Origin of the sequence: Leifsonia sp. LS1, from assembly GCF_020521355.1 — a bacterium.
GTDB lineage: Bacteria > Actinomycetota > Actinomycetes > Actinomycetales > Microbacteriaceae > Leifsonia.
Window position 1 is genome coordinate 328,407 of record NZ_BPER01000001.1, and the last position, 23,701, is coordinate 352,107.

Annotated in this window: 19 protein-coding genes; 14 read left to right on the forward strand and 5 right to left on the reverse strand. The window is 69.8% G+C overall.

The genetic code is table 11. From position 1 onward, the window contains the following. Nucleotides 1-88: 88 nt before the first annotated feature. The 7 genes from LLS1_RS01685 to LLS1_RS01715 all read left to right on the forward strand — a co-directional run bounded on the left by LLS1_RS01685 (nucleotide 89) and on the right by LLS1_RS01715 (nucleotide 7,305). Entirely contained in the window at nucleotides 89-1,108 is a 1,020-nt protein-coding gene (locus LLS1_RS01685; RefSeq protein ID WP_226653313.1) for a LacI family DNA-binding transcriptional regulator, read from the forward strand. 171 nt (nucleotides 1,109-1,279) lie between these two features. Continuing rightward, nucleotides 1,280-2,974 (forward strand): xylulokinase, encoded by a 1,695-nt coding sequence (locus LLS1_RS01690; protein ID WP_226653314.1) that lies wholly within the window; start codon nucleotides 1,280-1,282, stop codon nucleotides 2,972-2,974. After that, nucleotides 2,971-3,693 carry an L-ribulose-5-phosphate 4-epimerase gene (locus LLS1_RS01695; RefSeq protein ID WP_226653315.1) on the forward strand — a complete coding sequence of 241 codons (723 nt, stop codon included), beginning with the start codon at nucleotides 2,971-2,973 and terminating at the stop codon, nucleotides 3,691-3,693. Before LLS1_RS01690 ends, LLS1_RS01695 begins: the two co-directional genes overlap by 4 nt. Beyond that, a complete protein-coding gene (araA, locus tag LLS1_RS01700; protein WP_226653316.1) occupies nucleotides 3,693-5,225 on the forward strand; it encodes an L-arabinose isomerase in 1,533 nt (510 codons plus the stop codon). The genes LLS1_RS01695 and araA overlap by 1 nt, the downstream gene beginning before the upstream one ends. A gap of 131 nt (nucleotides 5,226-5,356) precedes the next feature. Beyond that, on the forward strand, nucleotides 5,357-6,208 hold the full coding sequence (locus tag LLS1_RS01705; protein ID WP_226653317.1) for an SDR family oxidoreductase: 852 nt from the start codon (nucleotides 5,357-5,359) through the stop codon (nucleotides 6,206-6,208). 173 nt (nucleotides 6,209-6,381) lie between these two features. Continuing rightward, nucleotides 6,382-6,711: a hypothetical protein gene (locus LLS1_RS01710; protein ID WP_226653318.1), complete on the forward strand. Its 330-nt coding sequence runs from the start codon at nucleotides 6,382-6,384 to the stop codon at nucleotides 6,709-6,711. 54 nt (nucleotides 6,712-6,765) lie between these two features. Continuing rightward, complete coding sequence (locus LLS1_RS01715; protein ID WP_226653319.1) at nucleotides 6,766-7,305, forward strand: DUF6328 family protein; 540 nt, start codon at nucleotides 6,766-6,768, stop codon at nucleotides 7,303-7,305. On the opposite strand, the gene LLS1_RS01720 is transcribed toward LLS1_RS01715, so the two are convergent. Further along, nucleotides 7,259-7,816, reverse strand: coding sequence for a gamma carbonic anhydrase family protein (locus LLS1_RS01720; RefSeq protein ID WP_223358493.1), 558 nt, complete (start codon nucleotides 7,814-7,816; stop codon nucleotides 7,259-7,261). The two genes, LLS1_RS01715 and LLS1_RS01720, sit on opposite strands and share 47 nt — an antisense overlap. Next, complete coding sequence (locus LLS1_RS01725) at nucleotides 7,813-8,475, reverse strand: class I SAM-dependent methyltransferase (RefSeq protein WP_226653320.1); 663 nt, start codon at nucleotides 8,473-8,475, stop codon at nucleotides 7,813-7,815. Before LLS1_RS01725 ends, LLS1_RS01720 begins: the two co-directional genes overlap by 4 nt. Before the next feature lie 275 nt (nucleotides 8,476-8,750). Between LLS1_RS01725 and LLS1_RS01730 the strand changes: the two genes are divergently transcribed. Genes LLS1_RS01730 through LLS1_RS01745 form a run of 4 tightly spaced genes read left to right on the forward strand, consistent with a single transcriptional unit; the run spans nucleotide 8,751 to nucleotide 17,313 of the window. Continuing rightward, on the forward strand, nucleotides 8,751-9,422 hold the full coding sequence (locus LLS1_RS01730; RefSeq protein ID WP_226653321.1) for a hypothetical protein: 672 nt from the start codon (nucleotides 8,751-8,753) through the stop codon (nucleotides 9,420-9,422). A 14-nt stretch (nucleotides 9,423-9,436) separates the two neighbouring features. Then, nucleotides 9,437-15,709: an RHS repeat-associated core domain-containing protein gene (locus LLS1_RS01735; protein ID WP_226653322.1), complete on the forward strand. Its 6,273-nt coding sequence runs from the start codon at nucleotides 9,437-9,439 to the stop codon at nucleotides 15,707-15,709. Further along, entirely contained in the window at nucleotides 15,706-16,011 is a 306-nt protein-coding gene (locus LLS1_RS01740) for a hypothetical protein (protein ID WP_226653323.1), read from the forward strand. The genes LLS1_RS01735 and LLS1_RS01740 overlap by 4 nt, the downstream gene beginning before the upstream one ends. 3 nt (nucleotides 16,012-16,014) lie before the next feature. Beyond that, nucleotides 16,015-17,313, forward strand: coding sequence for an RHS repeat-associated core domain-containing protein (locus LLS1_RS01745; protein ID WP_226653324.1), 1,299 nt, complete (start codon nucleotides 16,015-16,017; stop codon nucleotides 17,311-17,313). Nucleotides 17,314-18,356: 1,043 nt separating this feature from the next. On the opposite strand, the gene LLS1_RS01750 is transcribed toward LLS1_RS01745, so the two are convergent. Next, complete coding sequence (locus LLS1_RS01750) at nucleotides 18,357-19,391, reverse strand: cupin domain-containing protein (RefSeq protein ID WP_226653325.1); 1,035 nt, start codon at nucleotides 19,389-19,391, stop codon at nucleotides 18,357-18,359. Nucleotides 19,392-19,528: 137 nt separating this feature from the next. Further along, entirely contained in the window at nucleotides 19,529-20,089 is a 561-nt protein-coding gene (locus tag LLS1_RS01755; protein ID WP_226653326.1) for a TetR/AcrR family transcriptional regulator, read from the reverse strand. A gap of 114 nt (nucleotides 20,090-20,203) precedes the next feature. Between LLS1_RS01755 and LLS1_RS01760 the strand changes: the two genes are divergently transcribed. Further along, nucleotides 20,204-21,364 (forward strand): helix-turn-helix domain-containing protein, encoded by a 1,161-nt coding sequence (locus tag LLS1_RS01760; protein ID WP_226653327.1) that lies wholly within the window; start codon nucleotides 20,204-20,206, stop codon nucleotides 21,362-21,364. Between the two features lie 10 nt (nucleotides 21,365-21,374). Here the strand turns inward: LLS1_RS01760 and LLS1_RS01765 are convergent, their stop codons facing one another. Continuing rightward, nucleotides 21,375-22,265 (reverse strand): helix-turn-helix domain-containing protein, encoded by an 891-nt coding sequence (locus LLS1_RS01765; RefSeq protein WP_226653328.1) that lies wholly within the window; start codon nucleotides 22,263-22,265, stop codon nucleotides 21,375-21,377. A 247-nt stretch (nucleotides 22,266-22,512) separates the two neighbouring features. On the opposite strand from LLS1_RS01765, the gene LLS1_RS01770 reads away from it, so the two are divergent. After that, entirely contained in the window at nucleotides 22,513-22,701 is a 189-nt protein-coding gene (locus LLS1_RS01770) for a hypothetical protein (protein ID WP_223358470.1), read from the forward strand. Between the two features lie 114 nt (nucleotides 22,702-22,815). After that, nucleotides 22,816-23,637, forward strand: a complete 822-nt coding sequence (locus LLS1_RS01775) for an alpha/beta fold hydrolase (protein ID WP_223358469.1) — start codon at nucleotides 22,816-22,818, stop codon at nucleotides 23,635-23,637. Nucleotides 23,638-23,701 lie beyond the last annotated feature (64 nt).

Consider the following 23,701-nt stretch of genomic DNA (forward strand, 5'->3'; position numbering starts at 1 on the left):
GCCGTCGGCTCTACTGGAGCTGCGGCGTGTCGTGACCGGTGGGGGTGCTTCCCGCGATGCGGGACTCGCGCCGCATTAGGGTGAGGGGATGACCGAGAGCGGACGGGCCCCTGGCGTGCGGGAGGTCGCCGCAGCGGCCGGCGTCTCCCGGCAGACGGTCTCGCGCGTGCTGAACGACCACCCCAGCATCCGCCCGGCCACCCGCGAGCGCGTGCTCGCCGCGATGGCCGACCTCAACTTCCGGCCGAACCGGGCCGCGCGCATGCTCACGACGGCGCGGTCCACGACCATCGGGGTGCTCGCCGCCTCCACGTCCTCGCTGTTCGGTCCGGCCTCCAGCATCGACGCCGTCGAACGGGCGGCGCGCGACGCGGGCTACTTCGTCACCGTCGCGCACACGTCCGCCCTCGACAGGCCGTCGATCGAGGCGGCCCTGGACCATCTGCTCGCGCAGGCCGTCGAGGGAATCGTCGTGATCGCCCCCCAGCAGCGGGTGCAGGATGCGATGGCCGCGGTGTCGCTCGCCGTTCCGTCGGTCACCCTGCACGGGGCCGGTTCGGCCGGTGACGACGGCGTGTTCGTCGACCAGGTCGAGGGCGCGCGCCTCGCCACCCGCCACCTGCTCGACCGCGGCCACCGGCGCATCGCCCACCTGTGCGGTCCGGGCGACTGGACGGAGGCGCGGGCGCGCCGCGACGGGTTCCTCGCCGAGATCGCCGAGCGCGGGGCGGACGGCGTCGTGACGCGCGAGGGTGACTGGACCGCCGCCTCCGGCGCGGAGATCGCCGCCGCCCTGCTCGCCGACGAGTCGGTGACCGCCGTCTTCTCATCCAACGACCAGATGGCCCTCGGCGTGCTCCACGCCGCCCGCCGCGCCGGCCGTCGCGTCCCGGAGGAGCTCGCCGTCGTCGGGTTCGACGACATCCCCGAGGCGGCATTCTTCGCCCCTCCCCTCACCACCGTCCGCCAGGACTTCGCCGAGCTGGGCCGCCGCTGCGTCGCGCGCCTCGTCTCGCTCATCGAGGGCGGGGAAGCCGGCCCGGATGGCGGCGGTATCGCCTTCGCCGCGCCGGTCGCGCCGGTGCTGGTCGAGCGCGCGTCCGCGTAGCGACGCTGCCCTCCTGCCAGAGAGGGGCCGCAAACTGCCGCTCAGGCCAGCCCTTTCCGGCGATATGGGACCCCTGTGGTGGCGCATCGATCGGGTGATGAGTTGACGCGCGGCGGAAGCGGACGCATACTGGACTCAAGTTGTGACCGGTCACAAAGTGGTGAGGAACAGATGACGGCATCCGAGCGCGCGAATGGGCGCGACGCCATCCGGGACGGACGCACGGCGCTGGGCATCGAGTTCGGCTCGACGCGGATCAAGGCCTGCCTGATCGACGCGGACGACCCGTCCACGGTGCTGGCCGTCGGCTCGCACGAGTGGGAGAACGAGCTCGTCGACGGGGTCTGGACGTACTCGCTCGACGCGATCTGGTCCGGAGTCCGGGCCGCCTACGCCGCCCTCGTCGCCGACGCGGAGCAGGCGCACGGCATTCGGCCGACGACCTACGGCGCGCTCGGCATCTCGGCGATGATGCACGGTTACCTCGCGTTCGACGCCGCCGGCGAGCTGCTCGTGCCGTTCCGCACCTGGCGCAACACGAGCACCGGCCCGGCGGCGGCCGAGCTCAGCGAGCTGCTCGGGGTCAACATCCCGCTGCGCTGGTCCATCGCACACCTCCACCAGGCCGTCCTCGACGCGGAACCCCACCTCGCCGACCTCGACCACCTCACCACCCTTGCCGGTCACGTCCACGAACGCCTCACCGGACGTCGGGCGCTCGGCGTGGGCGACGCCTCCGGCATGTTCCCCATCGACCCCGCCACCCGCGACTACGACGCCGGCCTCGTCGCACGCTACGACGCCCGGCTCGCCGCCGCGGCGCCCGCGCTGGCCGGCCGCCTGGCATTGCGCCGCATCCTGCCCGAGGTGCTCGTCGCCGGTCGGGACGCGGGCGCGCTCACCCCGGAGGGCGCGGCCCTCCTGGACCCGTCGGGCGCCCTCCAGCCCGGCGTCCCGCTGTGCCCGCCGGAGGGCGACGCAGGCACCGGGATGGTGGCGACCAGCTCGGTCGCTCCCCGCACCGGCAACGTCAGCGCCGGCACCAGCATCTTCGCGATGGTCGTGCTCGAGCGGCCGCTCGCGCGCGCCCATCACGAGCTCGACGTCGTGACCACCCCCGCCGGCGACCCGGTCGCGATGGTCCACTGCAACAACGGAGCGAGCGAGCTCGCCGCCTGGGTCGGGATGTTCGGCCGGTTCTCCGCGGCGGCAGGTGCTCCGGTCGACCCGGACACCGCTTACGACGCCCTCTTCCGCGAGGCGCTCACCGGCGAGCCCGACGCGGGCGGCGTGCTCGCGTACAACCACCTCGCGGGCGAGCCGATCGCCGGGCTCGCCGAGGGCAGGCCCCTCGTCCTGCGCACACCGGACAGCCGCCTCACCCTCGGCAACTTCATGCGCGCGCAGCTCTACGGGGTCTTCGGCACCCTCGCGCTCGGCATGCGCGTGCTCGCCGGCGAAGGCGTCGCCCTCGACCGGATGTTCGCCCACGGCGGTATGTTCCGCACGGCCGGGGTCGCCCAGCGCTTCCTCGCCGGCGCCCTCGACGCTCCCGTCTCCGTCGCCGACACCGCGTCGGAGGGTGGCGCATGGGGCATCGCGGTGCTGGCCGCCTATCGGGAGGAAGCCGCGCGAGGAGTCGCCCTCGACGACTACCTGCACCGGCACGTCTTCGGCGGCTTCGCCTTCGAGACGACCACGCCGCATCCCGACGATGTCGCCGGGTTCGCGAGCTACATCGAGCGGTACAGCGCCGGCTTGGCGGTCGAGCGGGCGGCGGTGGAGGCCGTGCCCGTCGCCGCTTCGCCCGTGTCCGCGCCGCCGGCCGCATCCGCTCCCGCCCCCACGGAAGGACCCACCACGTGACCCCCGCCGACACCGCCGCCGCCCCGCATCCCGAGACCCCCGCCGTCCGCCGCGTGCGCGAGCAGGTCGCCGCGCTGCACGCCGAGCTCGTGCGCTATGGACTCGTCGTCTGGACGGGCGGAAACGTCTCCGGCCGTGTCACGGGTGAGGATCTCTTCGTCATCAAGCCGAGCGGCGTCGACTACGACGATCTCGCGCCCGAGAACATGATCCTGTGCACGCTCGACGGGGAGGTCGTCGCCGGCTCGCTCGGATGTGACCGGTCCCCTTCCTCCGACACGGCCGCGCACGCATACGTCTACCGCGAGATGCCCGAGGTCGGCGGCGTCGTCCACACCCACTCCACCTACGCGACCGCCTGGGCTGCCCGAGCCGAGCCCATCCCGTGCGTCATCACCGCCATGGCGGACGAGTTCGGCGGGGAGATCCCGGTCGGCCCGTTCGCGATCATCGGCGACGACTCCATCGGTCGCGGGATCGTCGCGACGCTGGCCGGGCACCGCAGCCGCGCCGTCCTGATGCAGAACCACGGCGTGTTCACCATCGGCACGGACGCCCGTGACGCCGTCAAGGCCGCCGTCATGGCGGAGGACGTCGCGCGGACCGTGCATCTCGCGCGGCAGGGCGGCCCGCTCGTTCCCATCCCGCCGGAGGCGATCGACCGCCTCTTCGACCGCTACCAGAACGTCTACGGACAGAACCCGGAAGGTGCCTCCTGATGCCGAAGCTCACTCCCTCCCCGAACTCCGCCACGCTCGACGGCTACGAGATCTGGTTCCTCACCGGCAGCCAGCACCTCTACGGACCTGAGACCCTCGCGCAGGTCGCCGAGCAGTCGCGCGGGATCGCCGACCAGCTGGGCGCATCCGCCGACGTGCCGGTGCGTGTGGTCTGGAAACCGGTGCTCACCGACTCCGACGCCATCCGCCGCGTGATGCTGGAGGCCAACGCCGACAACACCGTCATCGGTCTCGTCGCGTGGATGCACACCTTCAGCCCCGCGAAGATGTGGATCGCCGGCCTCGACGCGCTGCAGAAGCCGCTCCTCCACTTCCACACGCAAGCCAACGTCGAGCTGCCGTGGGGCGAGATCGACTTCGACTTCATGAACCTCAACCAGGCCGCGCACGGCGACCGCGAGTTCGGGTACATCCAGACCCGGCTGAGCATCCCGCGCACCACGGTCGTGGGCCATGTGAGCGACCCGACGGTCACCGCGCGCATCGGCACGTGGACCCGTGCAGCAGCAGGGTGGGCGGCGACGCGCTCCCTCAAGCTCGCGCGCTTCGGCGACAACATGCGCTTCGTCGCGGTGACCGAGGGCGACAAGACGGAGGCCGAGCTCGCATTCGGCGTGCAGGTCAACACCTGGGGCGTCAACGAGCTGGCGGACGCCGTGTCCGCCGCGTCGGCCGACGACGTGGATGCGCTCGTCGCCGAGTACGAGGAGCTCTACGATGTGGCGCCCGAGCTGCGCCGCGGCGGCGACCGCCACGAATCGCTGCGCGACGGTGCCGCGATCGAGCTGGGTCTGCGCTCCTTCCTCGAGGGCGGCGGGTTCGGCGCCTTCACCACCAGCTTCGAGGACCTCGGAGCGCTCACGCAGCTCCCCGGCCTCGCCGTCCAGCGGCTGATGGCCGAGGGCTACGGCTTCGGCGCGGAAGGAGACTGGAAGACCGCGATCCTCGTGCGCGCCGCGAATGTGATGGGCGCGGGGCTCCCGGGCGGCGCCTCCCTCATGGAGGACTACACCTACGACCTGACGCCGGGCGACGAGCGCATCCTGGGCGCCCACATGCTCGAGGTCTCCCCGACGCTCACGACCGCGAAGCCCACGCTCGAGGTGCACCCGCTCGGGATCGGTGGCAAGGACGACCCGGTGCGCCTGGTCTTCACCGCGACGCCCGGTCCCGCCGTCGTGGTGGCCCTCTCGGACATGCGCGACCGCTTCCGCCTCGTGGCGAACGTGGTGGAGATCGTCGAGCCGACGGCTCCGCTGCCCAAGCTCCCGGTCGGCCGCGCCGTGTGGAAGCCGGCCCCCGACTTCACGACCTCCGCCACCGCGTGGCTCGAGGCCGGCGCTGCGCATCACACCGTCATGAGCACCGCGGTCGGTGTGGAGGCCTTCGCCGACTTCGCGCGCATCGCCCGCACCGAGCTGCTCGTGATCGACGACGCGACGACCCTGCGCGGTTTCGAGCGCGAGCTCGACTGGAACGCCGCCTACTACCGCCTCGCCCGCGGCATCTGACCCCTGACTCCCCCCGTCGCGGTGCCGTCGAGACGGCTCGAATTCGCGCGAAATGCGCCGAGGCGGCGGATTATCCGCCGCCTCGGCGGCCCGACCTGGCGCGGGGCCTCGCGGGGAGGTTGGATGGAAGCATGACTCAGCAGGAGATGCCGACCCTCGCGGTGACCGGCGTGACGGGGACGGTCGGGCGGCTGACCGCGGCCGCTCTCGCCGACGCCGGGGTGCCGTTCCGGATGCTCGCCCGCACCCCCGCGAAGGCGCCGCCTCTGTCCGGGACGGTGACCGTCTCGTGCGCATACGGCGACGCGGAACAGGCGCGCACCGCGCTCGCGGGCGTGGACACGCTCTTCATGGTGTCCGCGGCGGAGAACGCCGAGCGCCTGCGAGAGCACTTCACGTTCGTCGACGCCGCGGCCGACGCAGGCGTGCGGCACATCGTCTACACCTCGTTCTTCGGGGCCGCGCCCGACGCGACATTCACCCTCGCCCGCGACCACTACGCGACGGAGGAGCGCATCCGCGCCACCGGCATGGCCCACACGTTCCTGCGCGACAACCTGTACCTCGACTTCGTCGAGTACATGGTCGGGGAGGACGGGGTCATCCGCGGCCCGGCGGGCACCGGACGGGCGGCGATGGTGGCGCGGGCGGACGTCGCCCGGGTCGCGGCCATCGCCCTGCAGCATCCCGAGCGGCATCGCGACGTCACCTACGACCTCACTGGACCGGAAGAGCTGACGATGGCGGAGGTCGCCGAGACCTTGTCGCGCCGGCTCGGCCGGGCCGTCTCGTTCCACGACGAGACCATCCCGGAGGCGTACGAGTCGCGCAAGCGGTGGGAGGCCCCCGATTGGCAGTACGACGCGTGGGTGTCGACGTACACGGCCATCGCCGCGGGCGAGCTCGCCGGGGTGAGCGACGCGGTCGAGCGGGTCACCGGCCGCGCACCTCTCTCGCTCGACGAGTTCCTCCGCGACCGCTGACGGTCGCCGAGGTTCACGTCGTTGCGGCCATTCCGGCGGAATGAGCGCCACGTCGTGAACCTCGACGCCGGGGTTCGGCGGCGACCGCTGCGGATGAGCGCGCTCTCACGGAACGGATACAGTTCTGGATCGAAAAAGGGTACAAATCATCCGTTCCGTGCGATCCTTGAGACATGAAGGATTCTCAGGCTGGGGAGGCGGTCCAGCCGGCCTCCGCGCACGGGCCCGGCCGTGCGCCCTCCGGGATCCCGCTGACCTTCCGGCTCGGAGAGCGGGAGTACGCGGCCCTCGTCCGCATCGCGCGGCATCGCGACACCACGGCCGCCGCGCTCGTGGAGCAGCTGGTGCTGCACGCCCTGAGCAAGGCCGACGTTCCTCCGCCGGCGGAGTCGCATCCCGCGCGCAAGCACACCACCTACGACGAGGCCACCGCAGGCTTCCGGCCCGACCCTCCCGTGCACAGGGCTCCCGAGCCGGAGCGCGAGCCGGAGCCGACGGCCTGAGGCCGCGGGCGCCGTCCCCTTGACCGGGCGGCGCAACCCTCCCATGCTCGTGTCATGGATGAACCGCGCGACGCCGCCCCCGCTGCCGACGAGCGCGACGCGGTGCCCGGCGACGGTCGCCCCGAGACGGCGAGCCAGCGCGCCGACCGCAACTGGAACGAACTGCTCCAGGAGTTCCGCGTCTTTCAGACCGGCACTCAGATCGTCGCCGCCTTCCTGCTGACGCTGCCATTCCAGCAGCGTTTCGGCGAGCTCCCGTCGTTCGACGTCGGCGTCTACATCGTCCTCGTGCTGCTTGCGGTCCTCATCACGCTGCTGGCGCTCGCGCCGGTCGCGCTGCACCGCATCCTCTTCCACCGCCGGATGAAGGAGCAGCTCGTCTCTTACGGCAGCAGGCTGCTGATCGTCTGCCTGGCCGCTGCATCGCTGCTCTTCACCGGCATCGTGATGTTCATCGTCGACTTCCTGCTCGGCGCCGGGGCCGGGTTCGTCGCCGCCGCTGTCGTCTTCGCCGTCGTCGTCGTGCTGTGGATCGTCGTGCCGCTGGTCATCCGGCGTCGGGCGATCCGTACGCTTCGCTCTGGCGCCGCATGATCTCGCGCATCGACGTGCCGCGCGGGACGCCGTACATGAGGCCGGGGAAGTCCAGCGTGCTCTGCACCGCCCAGAGCTCGTCGTGGCGATCGGGCGAGAAGAGCTGAGCGGGGTCGCCGGCGGCGATCCACCCGATGGGAACGACCGTGTCGGGCGACAGCACCGAGCCGACCTGCAGCACGGCGTGGATGCGCAGCTCCGATCGCGCGCCGACCACCGCTCCGGCGAAGACGCACGCGCCGGTGGCGATGAACACCTCGTCCTCGATCGTCGCGCCCGTGACATTGGTGTGCGGGCCGACCAGCACGGCGTCGCCCACGATCAGGGGATGCGCACTCCGTCCCCGCAGCACCGCGTGCTCCATGATCAGGGAGTCCTCGCCGATGACGACGGCGCCCCGGCTGCCGTCGACGACCGCACCTGAGAGCACCCGCGCGCCCGGCCCGAGTGTGACGTCGCCCGTGAGGACGGCGGAGGAGGCGACCCATGCCGTCGGGTGGATGCCGCTCACGCGTCCACCGCGCCGGGGGCCGCCACCAGCTCCGCGATGAGGAGGTCGTCGGCGCCGTCGGTCCAGCGAGCTGTGCGACGCACCCGTAGACCGGCCGGTGCGAACGTCTCGTTCAGCGCGTCCACGCTGCGGAACGGCTCGTGGTGCAGCATCGCGGCCGGCGGCGCGGCCCGGTGCCGTGTCGAGTCGAACGCGACGAACGTCGCCGTCACCACGCGCCCTCCCGGTCGCAACACGCGCGCCCACTCCCGGATCGCCGCCGGCGCGTCCGTGAAGAGCTGCAGGCCCGTCACACACGTGACCAGGTCGACCATCGCGTCGGGCAGCGGGAGGGAGGCCGCATCCGTCTCGATCAGCTCGGAATCGGGCAGATGACGGCGGGCGACCTCCAGCATCCGCGGCGCGAGATCGACCCCGACCATGCGCCCGCGGGCGCCCCGATCACGCAGCGCCCGCAGCACGAGCCCCGTGCCTGTCGCCACGTCGAGGATGTCTCCGACCCCGGCCGCGCCGCCCTCCGCCACGATGAAGTCCGCGACGGCCTCCGCCAGCCCGCGATGCATCGCGCTCTCGTCGTAGGTCGGCGCCCGGTCGTCGAACCGCCGCCGCACCTCCGCCCGCGCCTCGTCGGCACGGCGCTCCACACCGCTCGCACTCATGCCGCCAGGCTACTCGCGGCGCCGGCTGGCGTGGTGGCGACGGAGGAGATCGCGCCGCAATTCCGGAGAGTCACGTCCACGCCGCCCGATCCACCGTTCCGACGGAGGATCGGGCGGCGCGTCGTGCGAGAACTCCGGAGATACACCTGCCACCACCCAGCGGCCCAGCGGACACGTACGCAAGACCGGTGGGTCTACGGCAATCCATACCGATCGGTACTGAAACCTGAGAATTCGCAATCAACGGGCTTGAGATCTCGTCCAGGGTTGCGGGCGTGAGTTCTCAGAGTCCTACCTTCCGCGCCCGAGCGTTCGCCGCAGCGGCGACGGCCAGTGCCCTGCTGGCCATCGTCATGCTGGTCGGCACCGGCTCGCCTGCGTCCGCCACCTCGGCGTACGCGCCCTGCCCGGCGCAGAGCGACGTCTCGTCCTGCGACGCGGACGGCGACACGGTGCCGGATGTGGTCGAGCGCGTCGTGTGCGGCACCGCCACCTGCGCGACCGGTCGTGAAGACCGTGACGAGGATGGCATCCCCGACTGGGTCGAGGTCATGGCCTGCGGTTCCGCCACGTGCGCGTCGCCGACGAAGGACAGCGTCGGCGACGGCATCCCGGACTACGCCCGCCAGATCGTGTGCGGCTCGACGACCTGCTGGACCGACAACGCCGACGTGAACGCGCACGGTGTGCCGAAGTGGGCGTCCGTCGTCATCTGCGGCACCGCCGGCTGCGCGACCGGCCACGAAGACTACGACGCCGACGGCGTGTCCGACGCGATCGTGCTCGCCTCCTGCGTCACCCCGCGCAACCCGCTGGCCTCCACGGGCTCGATGATCGCCATCGGCGTCATCCTCGCGCTCGCCGCCGCCCTGATCGGCACGGGCGCCGTGCTCGCTCGCCGTCGCGGCCTCTACTCCGCGGCTCTCGAGCACGGCGCGGCCGTCTGATGCGCGCGTCGAGGATGCGGGGACGACTCGTCACCCGCCTGGCCGGCGCGCGCGTCGGCATGGCCGTGCTCGCGTCTGTCGCGGCGGTCGCACTCACCCTGGTCGGCACCGTCACGCCCGCGGAGGCGTCGCCCGCCGAGCTCGCCAGGCGGACCGCAGCGGCGACGCTGGCGGAGGTCCGCGCGGCCGCCGCCGTGCAGGATGCGCGCGTGAAGGCCGAGACCGAGGCTCCCGCCCCGCAGGCCACCGGCAGCATCGAGCCGGGCAAGACGTCCACGATCGACGCGGACCGCCTGGGCGCGTCGGTGACCTTCTCCGGCAACAAGGTGGAGTCGAAGCTCGACGTGGAGGTCGGGGGAGCCCCGGCCAACGCCTTGCGTGCGGCCCGCTCCGAGCAGCCGTCCGGCGGCACCCCTGTCTCGGACCCGGTCGAGGTCACGGCGAAGGACGCCGACGGCAAGCAGGTCACCCAGTTCCCGGCGAAGGCGGTCAACACGCGCGGCGGCGGCGAGAAGGGCCCGGTCGTCTCCGACGTCGTCCCCGGTGTCGCCTTGGAGCTGAAGCCGGACCTCGATCTGGTGACATCCAACAACCTCGATCCGGCCACGCTGCAGATCTACACCCGCGAGAACCCGGGCGAGCCGTGGACGGTCCTGCCGTCGTACTACGACGCGGAGGCGGGGGTGGTGAAGGGCGTCTCGTCGCACCTCTCGCAGTTCGTGGTGATCGGGATCCCGTTTCCCGTCCCGGATCGTCCCGTCATCGTGCTCGACCCGGACAATGACGAGGGGCATGTCACGACGCCCGCGCCTCCGGTGACGGAGCTGCCGTACAACATCCAGCTCGCTCAACTGGTGCGGGATCGTCTGCAGAACCTCTGCTTCGCGACGGTGCACATCACGAACGAAGCCCCCGCGAATGTCATGGTCCCGCGCGAGTACCGCGCCGGTCAGATGGCGGCGTGGAACCCTTCCCTCTCACTCGGCATCGGCTTCAACACCTGGGAAGGCGTCGCCTGGGGCGGCGAGCACCCTGAACAGGGTGGCTCGCAGGTCTACTCGCGAGGCGGCGCATCCGACAACGCGGTCTCTGATTCGCTGGTTGGAAACCTGCCGACCTACACCGGTCGCCCTGCCAAGAACATGGGCAACAACGGCAACTTCCCGGGAGACGAGTTCGCGGGCGTCCCGAACGCATTCACCCACCTCGAGGCGCTCTACCTGGACAACAACTACGACCGCGCCCACATCGACAACGGCGGTATGCTCCCGCTAGCCGACGGCGTCTTCACCGGTCTCGGCAAGTACCTGGAGACGCACGGCTTCGACTGCACCGATCCCGTGACCGGAGGCTGGCCCACGCCGCCGTCCGCAGCGGACTTCGCCCGCTGGCGCATGCTCGGCCTCCAGAACTACCTCACCTACGGCGGAGAGCCGTTCGCCTTCTCCACCGGAAACCTCTTCGAGAAGGAAGAGCTCTTCTCCCTCCCCGGAACCGGCGGATCGAGCACGGACCTCACGCTGTACTACAACAGCCAAGACGGTCGCCTCTCCCGCGTCGGCGCGGGCTGGTCGTTCGGGATGGGCGCCCGGGCGCAGCGCTTCATCGAAGGCTCAGTCATGGTGGTCCGCGGGGACGGCGCCTCGTTCGTCTTCACCGGTGACGGCAGCGGCGGCTACCACACCTCGGATGCCGGCGTGCACCAGACGCTGACGGAGGCGGGCGGCGGCCGGTTGAAGCTGACCGACGTGTCCGGGGAGTCGTGGGTGTTCGACGCGTCGAACATCGACGGCATCGGCAACCTGATCCAGCACACCGACACCGAGGGGTGCACGACCACGCTGACCTACGGCGCCCCCGCCGATCCCGAGACGACCCTGTTCTACCCGCTGGCGTCGATCACGGACAGCGCCGGTCAGACCATCGCGGTCGACTCCGACGCCCTGGGCCGCGTCACCGGCTTCACTCGCCCGGGCGGCGACCGCTGGTCGCTCTCCTACGACGGCGCGGGCAACCTCACCACGATCACCCTGCCCGACGGCCGCACCAAGCTGTTCACCTACGATGACAAGCACCAGCTGCTGACGGGAACGGATGCGACGGGCGCCACGTACCTGAAGAACCAGTACGACGACCAGGGCCGCGTCGTGAAGCAGTGGGATGTCGAGGGCAACCTCCGCACGCTGGACTACTCGGTCGCCGGGCAGACCACGTACACCGACAACCTCGGCCGCACGAGCGTCTACGCGTTCGACGACCGGTTCCGGATCACGAAGGTGACGCATCCGGACGGCACGACCGCAGCGTTCTCCTACGACGCCGACAACAACATCCTCTCGTCGACCGACGAGAACGGGAAGAAGACGACCTACGGGTACGACGCGGCGGGAAACCTCACGACCGAGACCGCCCCGGACGGCATCGTCACCAAGTACACCTACACGCCGACCGGCCTCGTTGCGACCAAGACGGACACCGGCGGCCCGCTCGTGGCGGCCTCCACGGGTAACGCGCCACGGGGCTCGCTGCGCACCTGGTCGTACGACTACGACGGGGCCGGGCGCCTCGTCGCGACCCATCAGCCGGACGGCACCACGATCACGAACGAGTACGACGCGGCGGGCAACGTCGTCAAGACGACGCAGCCGTCCGGTGCGGCCACGACCTTCGCCTACGACGCGGCGGGCAACCTCACCGCCAGCACCGACGCGATCGGCCGCACCACGACGTACGCGTACGACGCCGCGGGCCGGATGACCGCGCAGTCCGATCTCGGAGGCCACACCACCTCGTACGCGTGGGATTCCGGCGACCGGCTGGTCACCGCTACCGACGCGACCGGCGCGGCTTTCGGCTACGGCTGGGAGCCGAACGACCACCTCGCCTCCCTGACCGATCCGACCGGCGCGGTGACGAGGTACTCGTGGGATGCCATGTTCCACCTGACCGACTCCACCAGCCCGGGCGGCGGCGTGACGAGGTACGGCTACACCGCCGAGGACGCCCTGTCGTCGCAGACGGATCCGCTCGGCGCGACGACCACCAGCACCACCGACGACCGCGACCGGGTCATCACGACCGTGGACCCCAACGGCGGCGAATGGAGCTACTCCTACGACGGCGTCGGCAACCTGCTGAGCTCCACGTCGCCGTCGGGTGCGAAGACGACGTTCACGTATGACGATGCCGGCCACCTGCTGACGCAGAAGGACCCGACCGGCGGCACCACGACCTCCGTGTACGACTCGGTCGGTCGCCTGATCAGGCAGACCGACCCGGACGGCGTCGTGTCGAAGTACGAGTACGACGCGATGGACCGTGTCGTCCGCGTCATCGACGGTCTCGGCAAGCGCACCGACCTGTCGTACGACGTCGACGGCAACCTGACCGGTGTCGTGGACCGGCAGGGCAACCCGTGGGCGTTCACCTACGATGCGGCCGGGCAGCTCCTGACCGCGAAGACCCCGCTGGGCGCGGTGACCACCTACGGGTACGACGCCGACGGCGGTCTCGCCACGGTGACGGATCCGCTGGGCCGCACGACCACGAACACCTACGACGCCCTCGACCGTCTCGCCTCGACGACCGATCCCGTCGGGCGCACCACGTCGTACGCCTATGACGCGAACGGTCGCACCACCTCCGTCACCGACCCCAACGGGCACACCACCTCATTCGCCTACGACGCCGACGGCAACCAGACGTCGACGACCGACGCCACCGGCGCCGTGACCTCCTATGGATGGGATGCGGCGGGCAACCAGACCTCCGCGACCGACGCGAACGGCCACGTCACCCGCTACGCCTACGACCCCGCCGGGCAGCTCGTCCGCGTGACCGAGGGCTACCGGGAGGGTGCCGCGGCGTCCTCGGACGTCAACGTCGTGTCGAAGTACGGGTACGACGCGGACGGCGCGCTCACCAGCGTCACCGACCCGAACGGCCACCGGACGACCTACAACGTCGACGCCGCCGGCCGCACCACCAGGGAGGTCGACCCGGTCGGCACCACCACCTCCTGGTCGTACACTGCCGCGGGTCGCCTGGCTTCCCTGGTCAACGGCAACGGAGCGCGCACCACCTACGCGTACGACGGTCGCGGCGACCTCTCCCGTCAGAACCAGGCCGGTGCCGTCGCCACCTACGAGTACTCGGCGAACCAGCAGCTCATCGCGATGACCGACCCGACCGGCACCTCCGGCTGGACCTACGACAAGGACGGCCGGACCACCGCCCAGCTCGACCAGCAGGGCGGCCGTCTGAAGACCGCGTACGACAAGGCCGGGCAGGTCACGTCGATGACCCTTCCCACCGGCCAGAAGCTCGACTACACCTACGATGCCGCCGGCGAGGTCACCTCGCAGTCGTCCCCGTGGGGTGCTCTGACGTACTCGTGGGATCCCGCGGGCAACCTCACCGACCTCGTCCGTTCGAACGGTGTCGCCACGAGCTACTCGTACGATGCCGTGAACCGTGTCGTGGATGTGCTGCACACGACGCCGGAGGCGGCCACACCGGCATCCCCGTCGCCATCCGCGACGCCCGTCGCGTTCGTCGCGGGCGACGCGCAGTCGGACAAGTGCGTGACGGTCGCCGGCTACCTCGGTGCGCGTTCTGCGCCCGCCGCGGGTGAGAACGGCATGTGCAAGCACGCGAACACCTACCTGAACGGCCGCACCCTCCCGATGCCGGAGAACCCGGTGGCCGATGGTGGTGCTCTGCGTTACCAGTACGGGTACGACGCGGACGGCAACGTGACGAAGGCGACCCGGACGATCACGCCGGCCGCGCCGGTGGCAGCCGTGACTGACGGTGCGGGGCAGGCTTCGTCGCCGGTTCCTGGTGTGCCGTCGGCGGTGACTCCGCCGGCGAAGGCGAAGGTGACCTCCACGAGTTATGGGTATGACGGTGTGGACCGTCTGGCCTCCTCGTCCGTGTCGTCGGGTGAGAAGAACACGTATGCGTATGACCCGGCGGGCAACCGGATCGGGTGGACGCGCACGGGTGCTGCGGACGGGAACTTCTCCCAGTCCGCCGTGTTCAACGACGCGAACCAGTTGACCCGGTCGAATACGTCGGGTGCTGGTCGTGGGGTGTCTGGTGGTGTGGCGTCGTATTCGTATGATCGTGCCGGGAACCGGGTGTCGCAGTCGGTGGCGGGTGTCGGGACGTCGTTGTCGTACAACCCGTCCGGGCAGGCGACGCAGGTGACCCGTGAGGGCCGCTCCACGGCGTACGCGTATGACGGTCTGGGCCGCCAGGCGTCGTCGACGGATCAGACGAAGTACGGTTCGGTCACGACCGCGAACGTGTTCGATGGGACGTCTCTCGTGCAGTCGGTGAGTTCGACGCAGGGCACGTCAACGGTGGTGCGGGATGCTGCGGGTGCGTTGGCGGAGCATGTCACGTCGTCTGGTGAGGCGACGTGGGATCTGTTGGATGGTCTGGGGTCGACGATCGCGGGCGTGTCCGGTGGGTCGGTCACCCAGTTGGTGTCGTATGACGATTGGGGTGGTCAGGCGTTCGAGACGGACGGGTGGGACGCGCCCGTGGGTTACACCGGTCACGTGCAGGATGCGACCCAGGGTTTGCTGCACACGTTCGCGCGGTCGTATGACGTGGGCACGGGGACGTGGACGAGTCCGGACACGTGGCGGGGGCTGCTGGTCCAGCCGAAGTCGTTGGCGCGGTATCAGTACGCGTGGAACAACCCGACCACGAACTGGGACCCGGACGGGCATTTGTGTGCTCCGCGGACAGGTAGGTCGGATGCTCTCCCGCTCGGCTGTGGTGCACCGCCGGTGCAGGCGTGGGAGAACGTCCAGATGCCGCCGGACTCTGCTGGCGCGCCTCCAAGCAAGCCCAGCAAACCTGTTCCAGGGGGCCCGAACGGCAAGAGTGACCTGCCCGACACACACGATTGGGGTATCGCCGCGGGGTTGTGGCTTCTGACGCCGCAGACTCTTCCCAATCCGAAACTGGTTGCCGGAGTAGTAAATGCGCTTTGGGGAACATTTCAACTGGCTCAGGGATTCGATCTCTTCGCGGCGGGCTCGGTCGCAGACGCGACAATACTTGGCCTGGCTGTTGGAATCCCCGTTCAATTACTAGGGGTCGTGCGCATGGTTATGGGGGGATTCAAGATAGCTAGGGGCTTAACGCAAGTCGCGGAGTCGCAGAGCACCCCTACGGTCGAGATGGCTCCACTAATGTGGGCAATCGAGTTCAGCCGCTACGTTCTCCCCCAGTTTGACGGTGCCCTGAACGTCATTGGAGGAATGATATGACCGATCCTTCGTGGAAGCCGCCGGTCGGCCCTGATGAAGCGGTTGCTGGCGCACTACTTGTACTTCTTCGTGGGATCCTCCTTTGGATTCTTGTGCCGGGTGGTGTGATCGTTTGGCTCTTGTTTGTGGGATGGTCTGGAGTCACACTGGGCAACTTCCTCGGTTGGCTCGATTACAACGTGATTGTCTTGCTTCAGAAGAGCGTATTCAGGCCGTGGCTGGGGCACACCGGGCTTCAAAGAGTTCCCTGGGCCCGCATCCGCGAACTCAAGCATCGGATCAACTTCGGAGGCTTGTTCTAGGCAATGACGAGGAACCTACGAGGTTCGTCGTCGCAGTCGGTGGCGGGTGTCGGGACGTCGTTCTCGTACAACCCGTCCGGGCAGGCGACGCAGGTAACCCGTGAGGGCCGCTCCACGGCGTACGCGTATGACGGTCTGGGCCGCCAGGCGTCGTCGACGGATCAGACGAAGTACGGCACGGAGACGACCGCGAAAGTGTTCGCCGGGACTTCGCTCGTGCAGTCGACGAGTTCGACGCAGGGCACGACGACGGTGGTGCGGGATGCTGCGGGTGCGTTGGCGGAGCATGTCACCGCGTCCGGTGAGGCGACCTGGGACCTGTTGGACGGCCTGGGGTCGACGATCGCGGGCGTGACCGGTGGATCGGTGACCCAGTTGGCGTCGTATGACGATTGGGGTGGCCAGTCGTTCGAGACCGACGGGTGGGATGCTCCGGAGGGTTACACCGGTCACGTGCAGGATGCGACCCAGGGTCTGATGCACACGTTCGCGCGGTCGTATGACGTGGGCACGGGGACGTGGACGAGTCCGGACACGTGGCGGGGGCTGCTGACGCAGCCGAAGTCTCTGGCGCGGTATCAGTACGCGTGGAGCAACCCGACCACGTTCTGGGACCCGGACGGGCACCGGTGCGCGTCGAAGCCCGCGGGCAACGACGGACTCCTCCAGGGCTGCGGTGCACCGCCGGTCCAGGCCACGCAAGCCGTGAAGGACCCACCGACCGCCAACGACCGAGGCGGACGCGATGCGCTCCCCTCCGGAAACGGAACGTCCTACAACCCGAAGAACCTCATCAACGGACCAGCCACGCAGAACCGGCTCTCCGCACTCCACCGCGACGACGTCAACTTCAAGGTGCCGTCGGTCAACTTGCCTACCGGCGCGGGCAACAGCCATGGGTGTCCGGCTGGCACTGAGTGGTACGAGAACTCCTACACGAACGGTCAATGCGCGAACTCCCAATACCTGAAGGAACAGAACCAGTTCTGGGAGAACATCGCGAATTATGTTGCCGAACATGGAAGCCTAGGTGGACAGTTCTGTGGCCTCGTGATTTGCGTGCAACTTGGCAACGGCGGCGGCGGAATTGGGCCAGCGGTCGGCGCTGGCGGATCGGTCGCGGCGGGGCTATCGAATGGAGACGTGAACGGCCTCGGTTTCCAGTTCACATGTTGGGCTGCCGACGGCGGAGGTGTGTACGCCTCTTACTCGCGTGATTGGTTGGGTCGCGACTCGGCTGACTCAGGGATTACCGCCGGAGGCGGAGCAGGTTGCTCCGGCTACATAATGTGGTACTTCTAGGAGCATCAATGACAATTAGCAACGTGATCATGTTGGTCATGGGATTCTGCGGAATCGTAGGAGGGGCTGCGGCGGTGGTCTATCGAGTACCGCTGGCCGACCGCAACCGACGAAACATTGAGGCGAGGTTCGGCGCAGGCCAAGCGGGGTCCCGCCGATCGACCCCCGGGATGATGCTCGCGCTTGGTCTTGGCTGGGCTGCTATCGGACTGGGTGTGGTAATTGCGGCCATCATCGCCTAGACCGGGTCGTCGATGATGGGAGTACTACCCCGGGGAAACACATGAGTTCCTACTTCAACGCGATCCTGCCGCCACTTAACTCGTCGCGCTGAAGGCTCGCTGGCTCCTCCGGGGCGGAAGACTATTCGCAGGGGCGCGAAACCAAGTCGTGAGGAGCATCCATGAGGATCCGACAGGGGGTGAGGATGCTGAGTGGGAGGATTCCAAGCGAAGCCCAGTGAACCGAGTTGCGGGTCGGGTTCAGCGCTTCGTCGGGCGCGTTCGAGCACGCCGACGCACCGTTGTTGGCCGGATCCTCGTTGCGGTGGGGATCGTCAACGCGATCATTTTCTTCGCGGGCGAGTGGTTTCTCGGTTGGCGTCCTGAAAACGCGGTCGGGGTGGCGTCGATCTTCGGATGCTGCATCGGGGCTGGTCTCGACTGGACTTTTGGCCCCGCTGGGCCGCCGAGCAGGTGATGTGATGGTGGGCGTCCTCGTCCTCGTCACGACTCTTGTAACTGCGGGCCTCATCGGCGGCTTTGCGATCTGGCGGATGGAACGCTCGCGACGTCGACTTCTCGACACGGAGTCGGTGTATGGCCGTATCGTCGGCAAACGTCGTAGTGCGGAGCATGGAGAGACCGTTCTGGCCTTCCGCGGTACGGGCCTCGGCGGGTTTGTCGTCACGCCCGAGACCTTTCTCCTTCGCATCCGAACTGGTCGAGGTGACCGGGAGGTGATCGTCGACCACGCCACCTTCGACTCCTACGAGATCGGCGATCGCTTCCCCCGGTCCGGACCGGCGCCGACTCCGAGCCCCCTCACACCCCGTCCCGCCCGTTCACCCGCTCCACGATCAGCGGGTCCACCGGCGTGAACGGGAACGTCGGGAGATCCCGCTCCGGCACCTTGAACGCCGCGGACAGCACCTCGCGCGAGAAGGCGGACGCGGTCGCGCGGTAGCCGACGTCGCCGGGGGTGGGCTGGTCGAAGAAGATGAGGAAGCGGATGCCTTCGTCGGTGAGTGCTTCGATGTGGTGGGGGTAGGCGCGGGGGACGAAGTAGGCCTCGCCGGGGTGGAGCTCGTAGGTGTCGAGGGAGCCGTCGGGGTCGAGGACGGTCATGCGGGCGTGGCCGCTCTGGACGTAGCCGAGCTCGCCGGTCACGGGGTGCCAGTGGGGTTCGCGCATGCCGGTGCCGCCGATCTGCAGCTCGTACATGGAGAGGTCGTCGAGGGCGGCCCAGAACTGCTTGCGGGCGAGACGCGCCTGGCCCCACGCGTACGAGAGTGGGGCGTGCTGGCCTTCCATATCGAAAAGGCGGGCATTGGGGAGGCCGGCGGTTTCGGGGATGCGGGCGGGTCCGTCGCGGTGCACGATCTGGGAGGAGTGCTGGCGGTCGAAGGCGGCGAACGCGTCGGAGGGGAGGCCGTAGGTGTTGCCGAGGACGGCGTTCGTCATGGCGCTGACACTGTCCTGCAGGGAGAAGTGCTGCGGGCGGTCGGTGCGCAGGGCGGCGATGATCTCCGCCTCCCCGTCTCCCACGTTCTCGATGTGGTAGACCGCGCCGGACTCGACGTGGTACATCTGGCCCGTCTGCACGACGAACGACGAGAACGTGTCACCGTCGCCGAGGGTGGAGACGAGCACGGTGCCGGCGACGACGTAGGCGATCTGGTTGGCGTTGACGTTCCACTGGGGTTCACGCAAGGCGCCGGGGGCGAGCGTGATCCGCTTGACGGACATCCCGGTGAGGATGGGCAGCGAGGTCGAGGTGACCTGGGTGATGCTGCCGAACTCGTTCTCGAAGACGTCTTCGCCGCCGATCAGCTGCGCGACGTGCCTGGACTCCGACATGGCGACCCCTGTCTCCCGGATGCGGTCCGGGCTCTGGCGTTCTGCGTACGGTCAGGAGCGTAGGCCGCGGGGAGGGGTGCGGGGCAGTCCCGCTCGTCGCATCCCACCTCGACATCTGTCGAAAGCGGCGGCGCGCCTCAGGCGGGCAGCGCGGCGACGGCGGCGCGGGCGGTGGCGTGGAGGCGCCGCTCGCTGACTCCGAGCCTGCTCATCTGGATGAGTCCCTGCGACAGCGCGACGAGGTGCGCGGCGAGCGTGTCGGTGCCGGCGTCCTCGGGGAGGCGCTCGCGCACGGCGCGCTCCATCGCGCCGGTGGTCTCACCACCGATGCGCGCGACCTCGGGATGCTCGGAGGCGAGCTCGCCGATGCTGTTGAGCATGAGGCAGCCTCGCCGATCGGGTTGGCCGGCGCAGTCGTCGATGATCGCCGCAAGCATGCGTTCGGCGATGTCGCGGCGGCTGCCGTCGCCCGCGGCGACCGCGGCGCGCACGAGCGCGACGCGTCCCGCGCAGTAGCGCTCGAACGCGGCCAGGAAGAGCCCCCACTTGCTGCCGTAGGCGGCGTAGATGCTGCTGGTTCCGACGCCGCTGGCCTGGGCGATGTCGCTCAGCGATGTGGCCGCGTAGCCGCGGCTCCAGAACACGTCGGTGGCCGTCTCGAGGAGCGCGTGTTCATCGAATTCGCGTCGGCGGGCCATCTCGGCACCATAGCACCGGCCGGCGGGGTGCTCCGCACGGGCGGTGACTTGATTATGGAACCGTCATTACACAATGATGGAACCCATGACCCCGAGCGCCGTCGACACCCGCGCATGAACCTCCAGGACATCGTGGACGAGCTGGCCCGGAGCCTCCGCCGCTCCGTCGTCGTCAACGACACCGACTACCGTCCGCTCGCCGCCAGCGCGCAGGGGGACGAGATCGACAGCTTGCGCATGGAGAGCCTGCTGCGGCGCGAGACGCCGGTGGAGGCGCGCCGCTATCTCGAGACCCTGAGGCTGGACACCCTGCAGCAGCCGATCACGATCGACCTCGATGCGTTCGGCGGCAGGCAGCGCCTCGCGGTCCCGATCCGGGACGGGGAGCGGCTGCTCGGGGTGCTCTGGCTCATCGTCGGCGGCCTCCCCGCGCTCACCGGCACCGATCTGGCGAGCGTGAACGCCGCCGTCGAGCTGGCACGGCGCGCGCTGCTGCCCGAGCCGGGCACCCACTCGCGCGAGCGCAGCGATGGATCGCTGATGCGGCTCCTCGATGCCGACCCGGTCGTGCGTCGGCAGGCGTTCGCCGAAGCGGTCGGCCGTCGGCTGATCGCACGCGGCCCTCAGACGGTCGTGCGGGCCGTGCTCCACGACGGGGAGGCCGCCCCGCTCGAGCGCGCCGCGTTCGGCCGCCGCGTGACCGCGAGCCACGCGCCGGTCATCCGTTATCTCGGCGAGTCGGAGCACTGCCTCCTCTTCATCGGCCGCGCTGCCGACGGGGAGGCGATCGATGCCGCGTTGCGCTCCGAGTCGGTGCGCCGGCTGCTCCCGGTGCGCGCCATCGGCTCGGCCGCCCACGCGCACGACGACGACGATCTGACCGTGGCCGTTGCGCGGGCCGTGGCCGCCGCCCGGCTCGCCGCGGGCCTCCCCGAGCTCGGCGGCCGTGCCGACGTCGCCGATGTGGGCGGCTGGATGCTGCTCGACGCCGTCGAGGGCGACCGCTCCTCGCTCGCCGTGTTCTCGCCCGCTGCCGCCGAGCTCCTGGAGCACGGCGACGAGGTGCAGCGCCACACGATCGAGACCTACCTCGACGCGGGAGGCCATGCCCAGCTCGCCTGCGACCGGCTCCACATCCACCGCACCACGCTCTACTACCGCCTCGACAACATGCCCGCCTCGGTGCGCAGGGCGTTGGACGACGGCCTCCTGCGCAGCGCCCTGCACCTCACGCTGAAGCTGGCGCGACTGTGGGAGGGAACCGGGCGGCTCTGACGGCCGGGGCTCAGACGTCCCGCTCCACCTCCAGGGCGCGGTACAGCGTCGAGACGGACCCGAACCCGGCGGCGCGGGCGACGTCGGCGGCGGGGAGGTCGGGGCTGCGGCGGCGGAGTTCCGCCGCGGTGCGGGTGCGGGTGGCGCGCAGCTCGCGAGCGACGGTCGTCCCTTCCGAGGCGAAGGCGGCCTGGAGGGTGCGCTGCGAGACCCCGGCGAGGGTCGCCAGGCGCGGCACGGTCAGGCGGGCGTCCGCGTGGTTGTCGACGATGAGCCGGACCGCCCGCGAGAACAACGTCAGCTCGCTCGGGTCGCCCTCCGCGATGAGCCGCGCGAGGGAGTGCGCCACCTCCATCGCCGCCGCGCGCAGTGGCCCGACGACGAGTGGGTTGCCCAGTGATCCGGAACTCAGCGAGATGGCGAAGGCGGCGAGCGGCGCCAGCACGCCGGCGGGGAGTTCGGGCCGCGACCGCGCGCGGCGGGCGGTGAGGTCGAGGTCGCTCAGCAGGGCGGCGGGTGCGCTGATGTAGAGGATCTCGTTGAGCGGGCTGCGGGTCTCGAACGCCACCGGCTCCACGCCGGGCGGGACCAGGAAGAGTCCGGGCCGTCGTTGCAGCATCGCCTCGGCAGGGGCGCCGACGACGTGCCCGCTGACGCACAGGATGATCGCGGCGCGGGTCAGCGAGAGCTCGTCCCGTGGCCACTCGACGACGGCACGCGGCAGGTTCGCGTGGGCGAAGGTCAGCTCGGGGAAGCGGGTCATGCGCAGCCGGAGGCTTTCGGACTCCTCCAGCCGCGTGATCCGCAGGTTCGCCGAGCTCAGGTACTCGGTGAGCCGTTCGTTCGCCTGCACGTCGGCGATGCCGCGGGCGCGGAGGCGCAGCGCTTCGACGGGCTCCATGGCGTCCCATCTCGACTGCCGTGACGCCATCCGACCGCCTCCGCTCTCCGGCTCGATCCCAGTGAACCATCCGCTGGAGGATCCGACGAGAGCGCGGACGCACTGGCCATCGCGATCCGCAGGCCGCAGCTTCCGCGCAGAAGTCGCAGAGCGTGTCGCAGATCGCGCAAAACCAGAAGCGCCGGCTCTGACCGTCGCCACACTCGGGGACACATTCTCGATGCTGCACTCGTGGGAGGAGCGGACCATGACGGAGGGCGCCATCACCCGCACCCTGATGATCGCGGGATTCGGACTGGTGACGTGCGTCACCGAGACCGTGCGGAGCGACTCGGGGGCGCAGTTCACGACGCTGCGTTCGGCCGTCGATCAGGCCGGTCGCCGGATCGACCACCGCACCTGGCGTCGCGTCGAGCAGGTGCTGTGCGCGAAGTAGCCGTCGCTCGACATTCGTAGCAAGAGGTGTCGACACCAGACCCTCCCGCGCCCCCGGTGCACCCGAGTAGCTTCTGCTCTGTCAGCGAGAACCGCGAACAGAGAGAAGCAGACGATGCCGTACATCACCACGACTGATGGAACCGAGATCTACTACACCGACCAGGGCACCGGGCAGCCCATCGTGCTCAGCCACGGCTGGCCGCTCAGCTCCGACGCCTGGCAGGTGGAGCTCAAGCTCTTCGCCGACGCCGGCTACCGCACCATCGCGCACGACCGCCGCGGCCACGGCCGCTCGTCCAAGACCTACACCGGCAACGACATGACCACCTACGCGAAGGACCTCAGCGAGCTGGTCGAGGCACTCGACCTGCACGACGTCATCCTGATCGGCCACTCCACCGGCGGCGGCGAGGTGGTGCGCTACGCCGCCCAGTTCGCGAACGGCCGTGTCGCCAAGGTGATCACCGCCGGCGCCGTGCCGCCGCTGATGCTCAAGACCGAGAGCAACCCCGAGGGCGCGCCGATCGAGGTCTTCGACGGGATCCGGGAGGGCGTCCTGAAGGACCGCTCGCAGTTCTACCAGGACCTCGCCGTCTCCTTCTTCGGCTTCAACCGCGAGGGCGTCGAAGGCTCGAAGGGCCTGATCGACGACTTCTGGCGTCAGGGGATGCTGGTCAACCTCGCCGCCGCCTACGACTGCGTCAAGGCGTTCAGCGAGACCGACCAGACCGAGGACCTGAAGGCCATCGACGTGCCGATCTTCATCGCGCACGGCGACGATGACCAGATCGTCCCGATCGTGGCCGCCGCCGAGAAGTCGATCAAACTGGTGAAGGACGGCACCCTCAAGGTCTACCCGGGCGCCTCGCACGGCATCTGGGGCGCGTACCAGCAGCAGCTCGACCAGGACATCCTGGACTTCATCAAGAAGTAGGCACTCTGCCGCACGGCCCCGCGGGCGGTTCCCGCGGGGCCGTGCGTACGCTTGGCGACGTTCC

Excerpts from the sequence above, each read along its gene's own strand:
- LLS1_RS01735 (WP_226653322.1), top strand. The coding sequence starts at position 9,437 with ATGCGGGGACGACTCGTCACCCGCCTGGCCGGCGCGCGCGTCGGCATG.
- LLS1_RS01755 (WP_226653326.1), bottom strand. The coding sequence starts at position 20,089 with ATGGCCCGCCGACGCGAATTCGATGAACACGCGCTCCTCGAGACGGCC.
- LLS1_RS01750 (WP_226653325.1), bottom strand. The coding sequence starts at position 19,391 with ATGTCGGAGTCCAGGCACGTCGCGCAGCTGATCGGCGGCGAAGACGTC.
- LLS1_RS01765 (WP_226653328.1), bottom strand. The coding sequence starts at position 22,265 with ATGGAGCCCGTCGAAGCGCTGCGCCTCCGCGCCCGCGGCATCGCCGAC.
- LLS1_RS01740 (WP_226653323.1), top strand. The coding sequence starts at position 15,706 with ATGACCGATCCTTCGTGGAAGCCGCCGGTCGGCCCTGATGAAGCGGTT.
- LLS1_RS01725 (WP_226653320.1), bottom strand. The coding sequence starts at position 8,475 with ATGAGTGCGAGCGGTGTGGAGCGCCGTGCCGACGAGGCGCGGGCGGAG.
- LLS1_RS01690 (WP_226653314.1), top strand. The coding sequence starts at position 1,280 with ATGACGGCATCCGAGCGCGCGAATGGGCGCGACGCCATCCGGGACGGA.
- LLS1_RS01770 (WP_223358470.1), top strand. The coding sequence starts at position 22,513 with ATGACGGAGGGCGCCATCACCCGCACCCTGATGATCGCGGGATTCGGA.
- LLS1_RS01715 (WP_226653319.1), top strand. The coding sequence starts at position 6,766 with ATGGATGAACCGCGCGACGCCGCCCCCGCTGCCGACGAGCGCGACGCG.
- LLS1_RS01760 (WP_226653327.1), top strand. The coding sequence starts at position 20,204 with ATGAACCTCCAGGACATCGTGGACGAGCTGGCCCGGAGCCTCCGCCGC.
- araA (WP_226653316.1), top strand. The coding sequence starts at position 3,693 with ATGCCGAAGCTCACTCCCTCCCCGAACTCCGCCACGCTCGACGGCTAC.
- LLS1_RS01685 (WP_226653313.1), top strand. The coding sequence starts at position 89 with ATGACCGAGAGCGGACGGGCCCCTGGCGTGCGGGAGGTCGCCGCAGCG.
- LLS1_RS01775 (WP_223358469.1), top strand. The coding sequence starts at position 22,816 with ATGCCGTACATCACCACGACTGATGGAACCGAGATCTACTACACCGAC.
- LLS1_RS01705 (WP_226653317.1), top strand. The coding sequence starts at position 5,357 with ATGACTCAGCAGGAGATGCCGACCCTCGCGGTGACCGGCGTGACGGGG.
- LLS1_RS01710 (WP_226653318.1), top strand. The coding sequence starts at position 6,382 with ATGAAGGATTCTCAGGCTGGGGAGGCGGTCCAGCCGGCCTCCGCGCAC.
- LLS1_RS01745 (WP_226653324.1), top strand. The coding sequence starts at position 16,015 with ATGACGAGGAACCTACGAGGTTCGTCGTCGCAGTCGGTGGCGGGTGTC.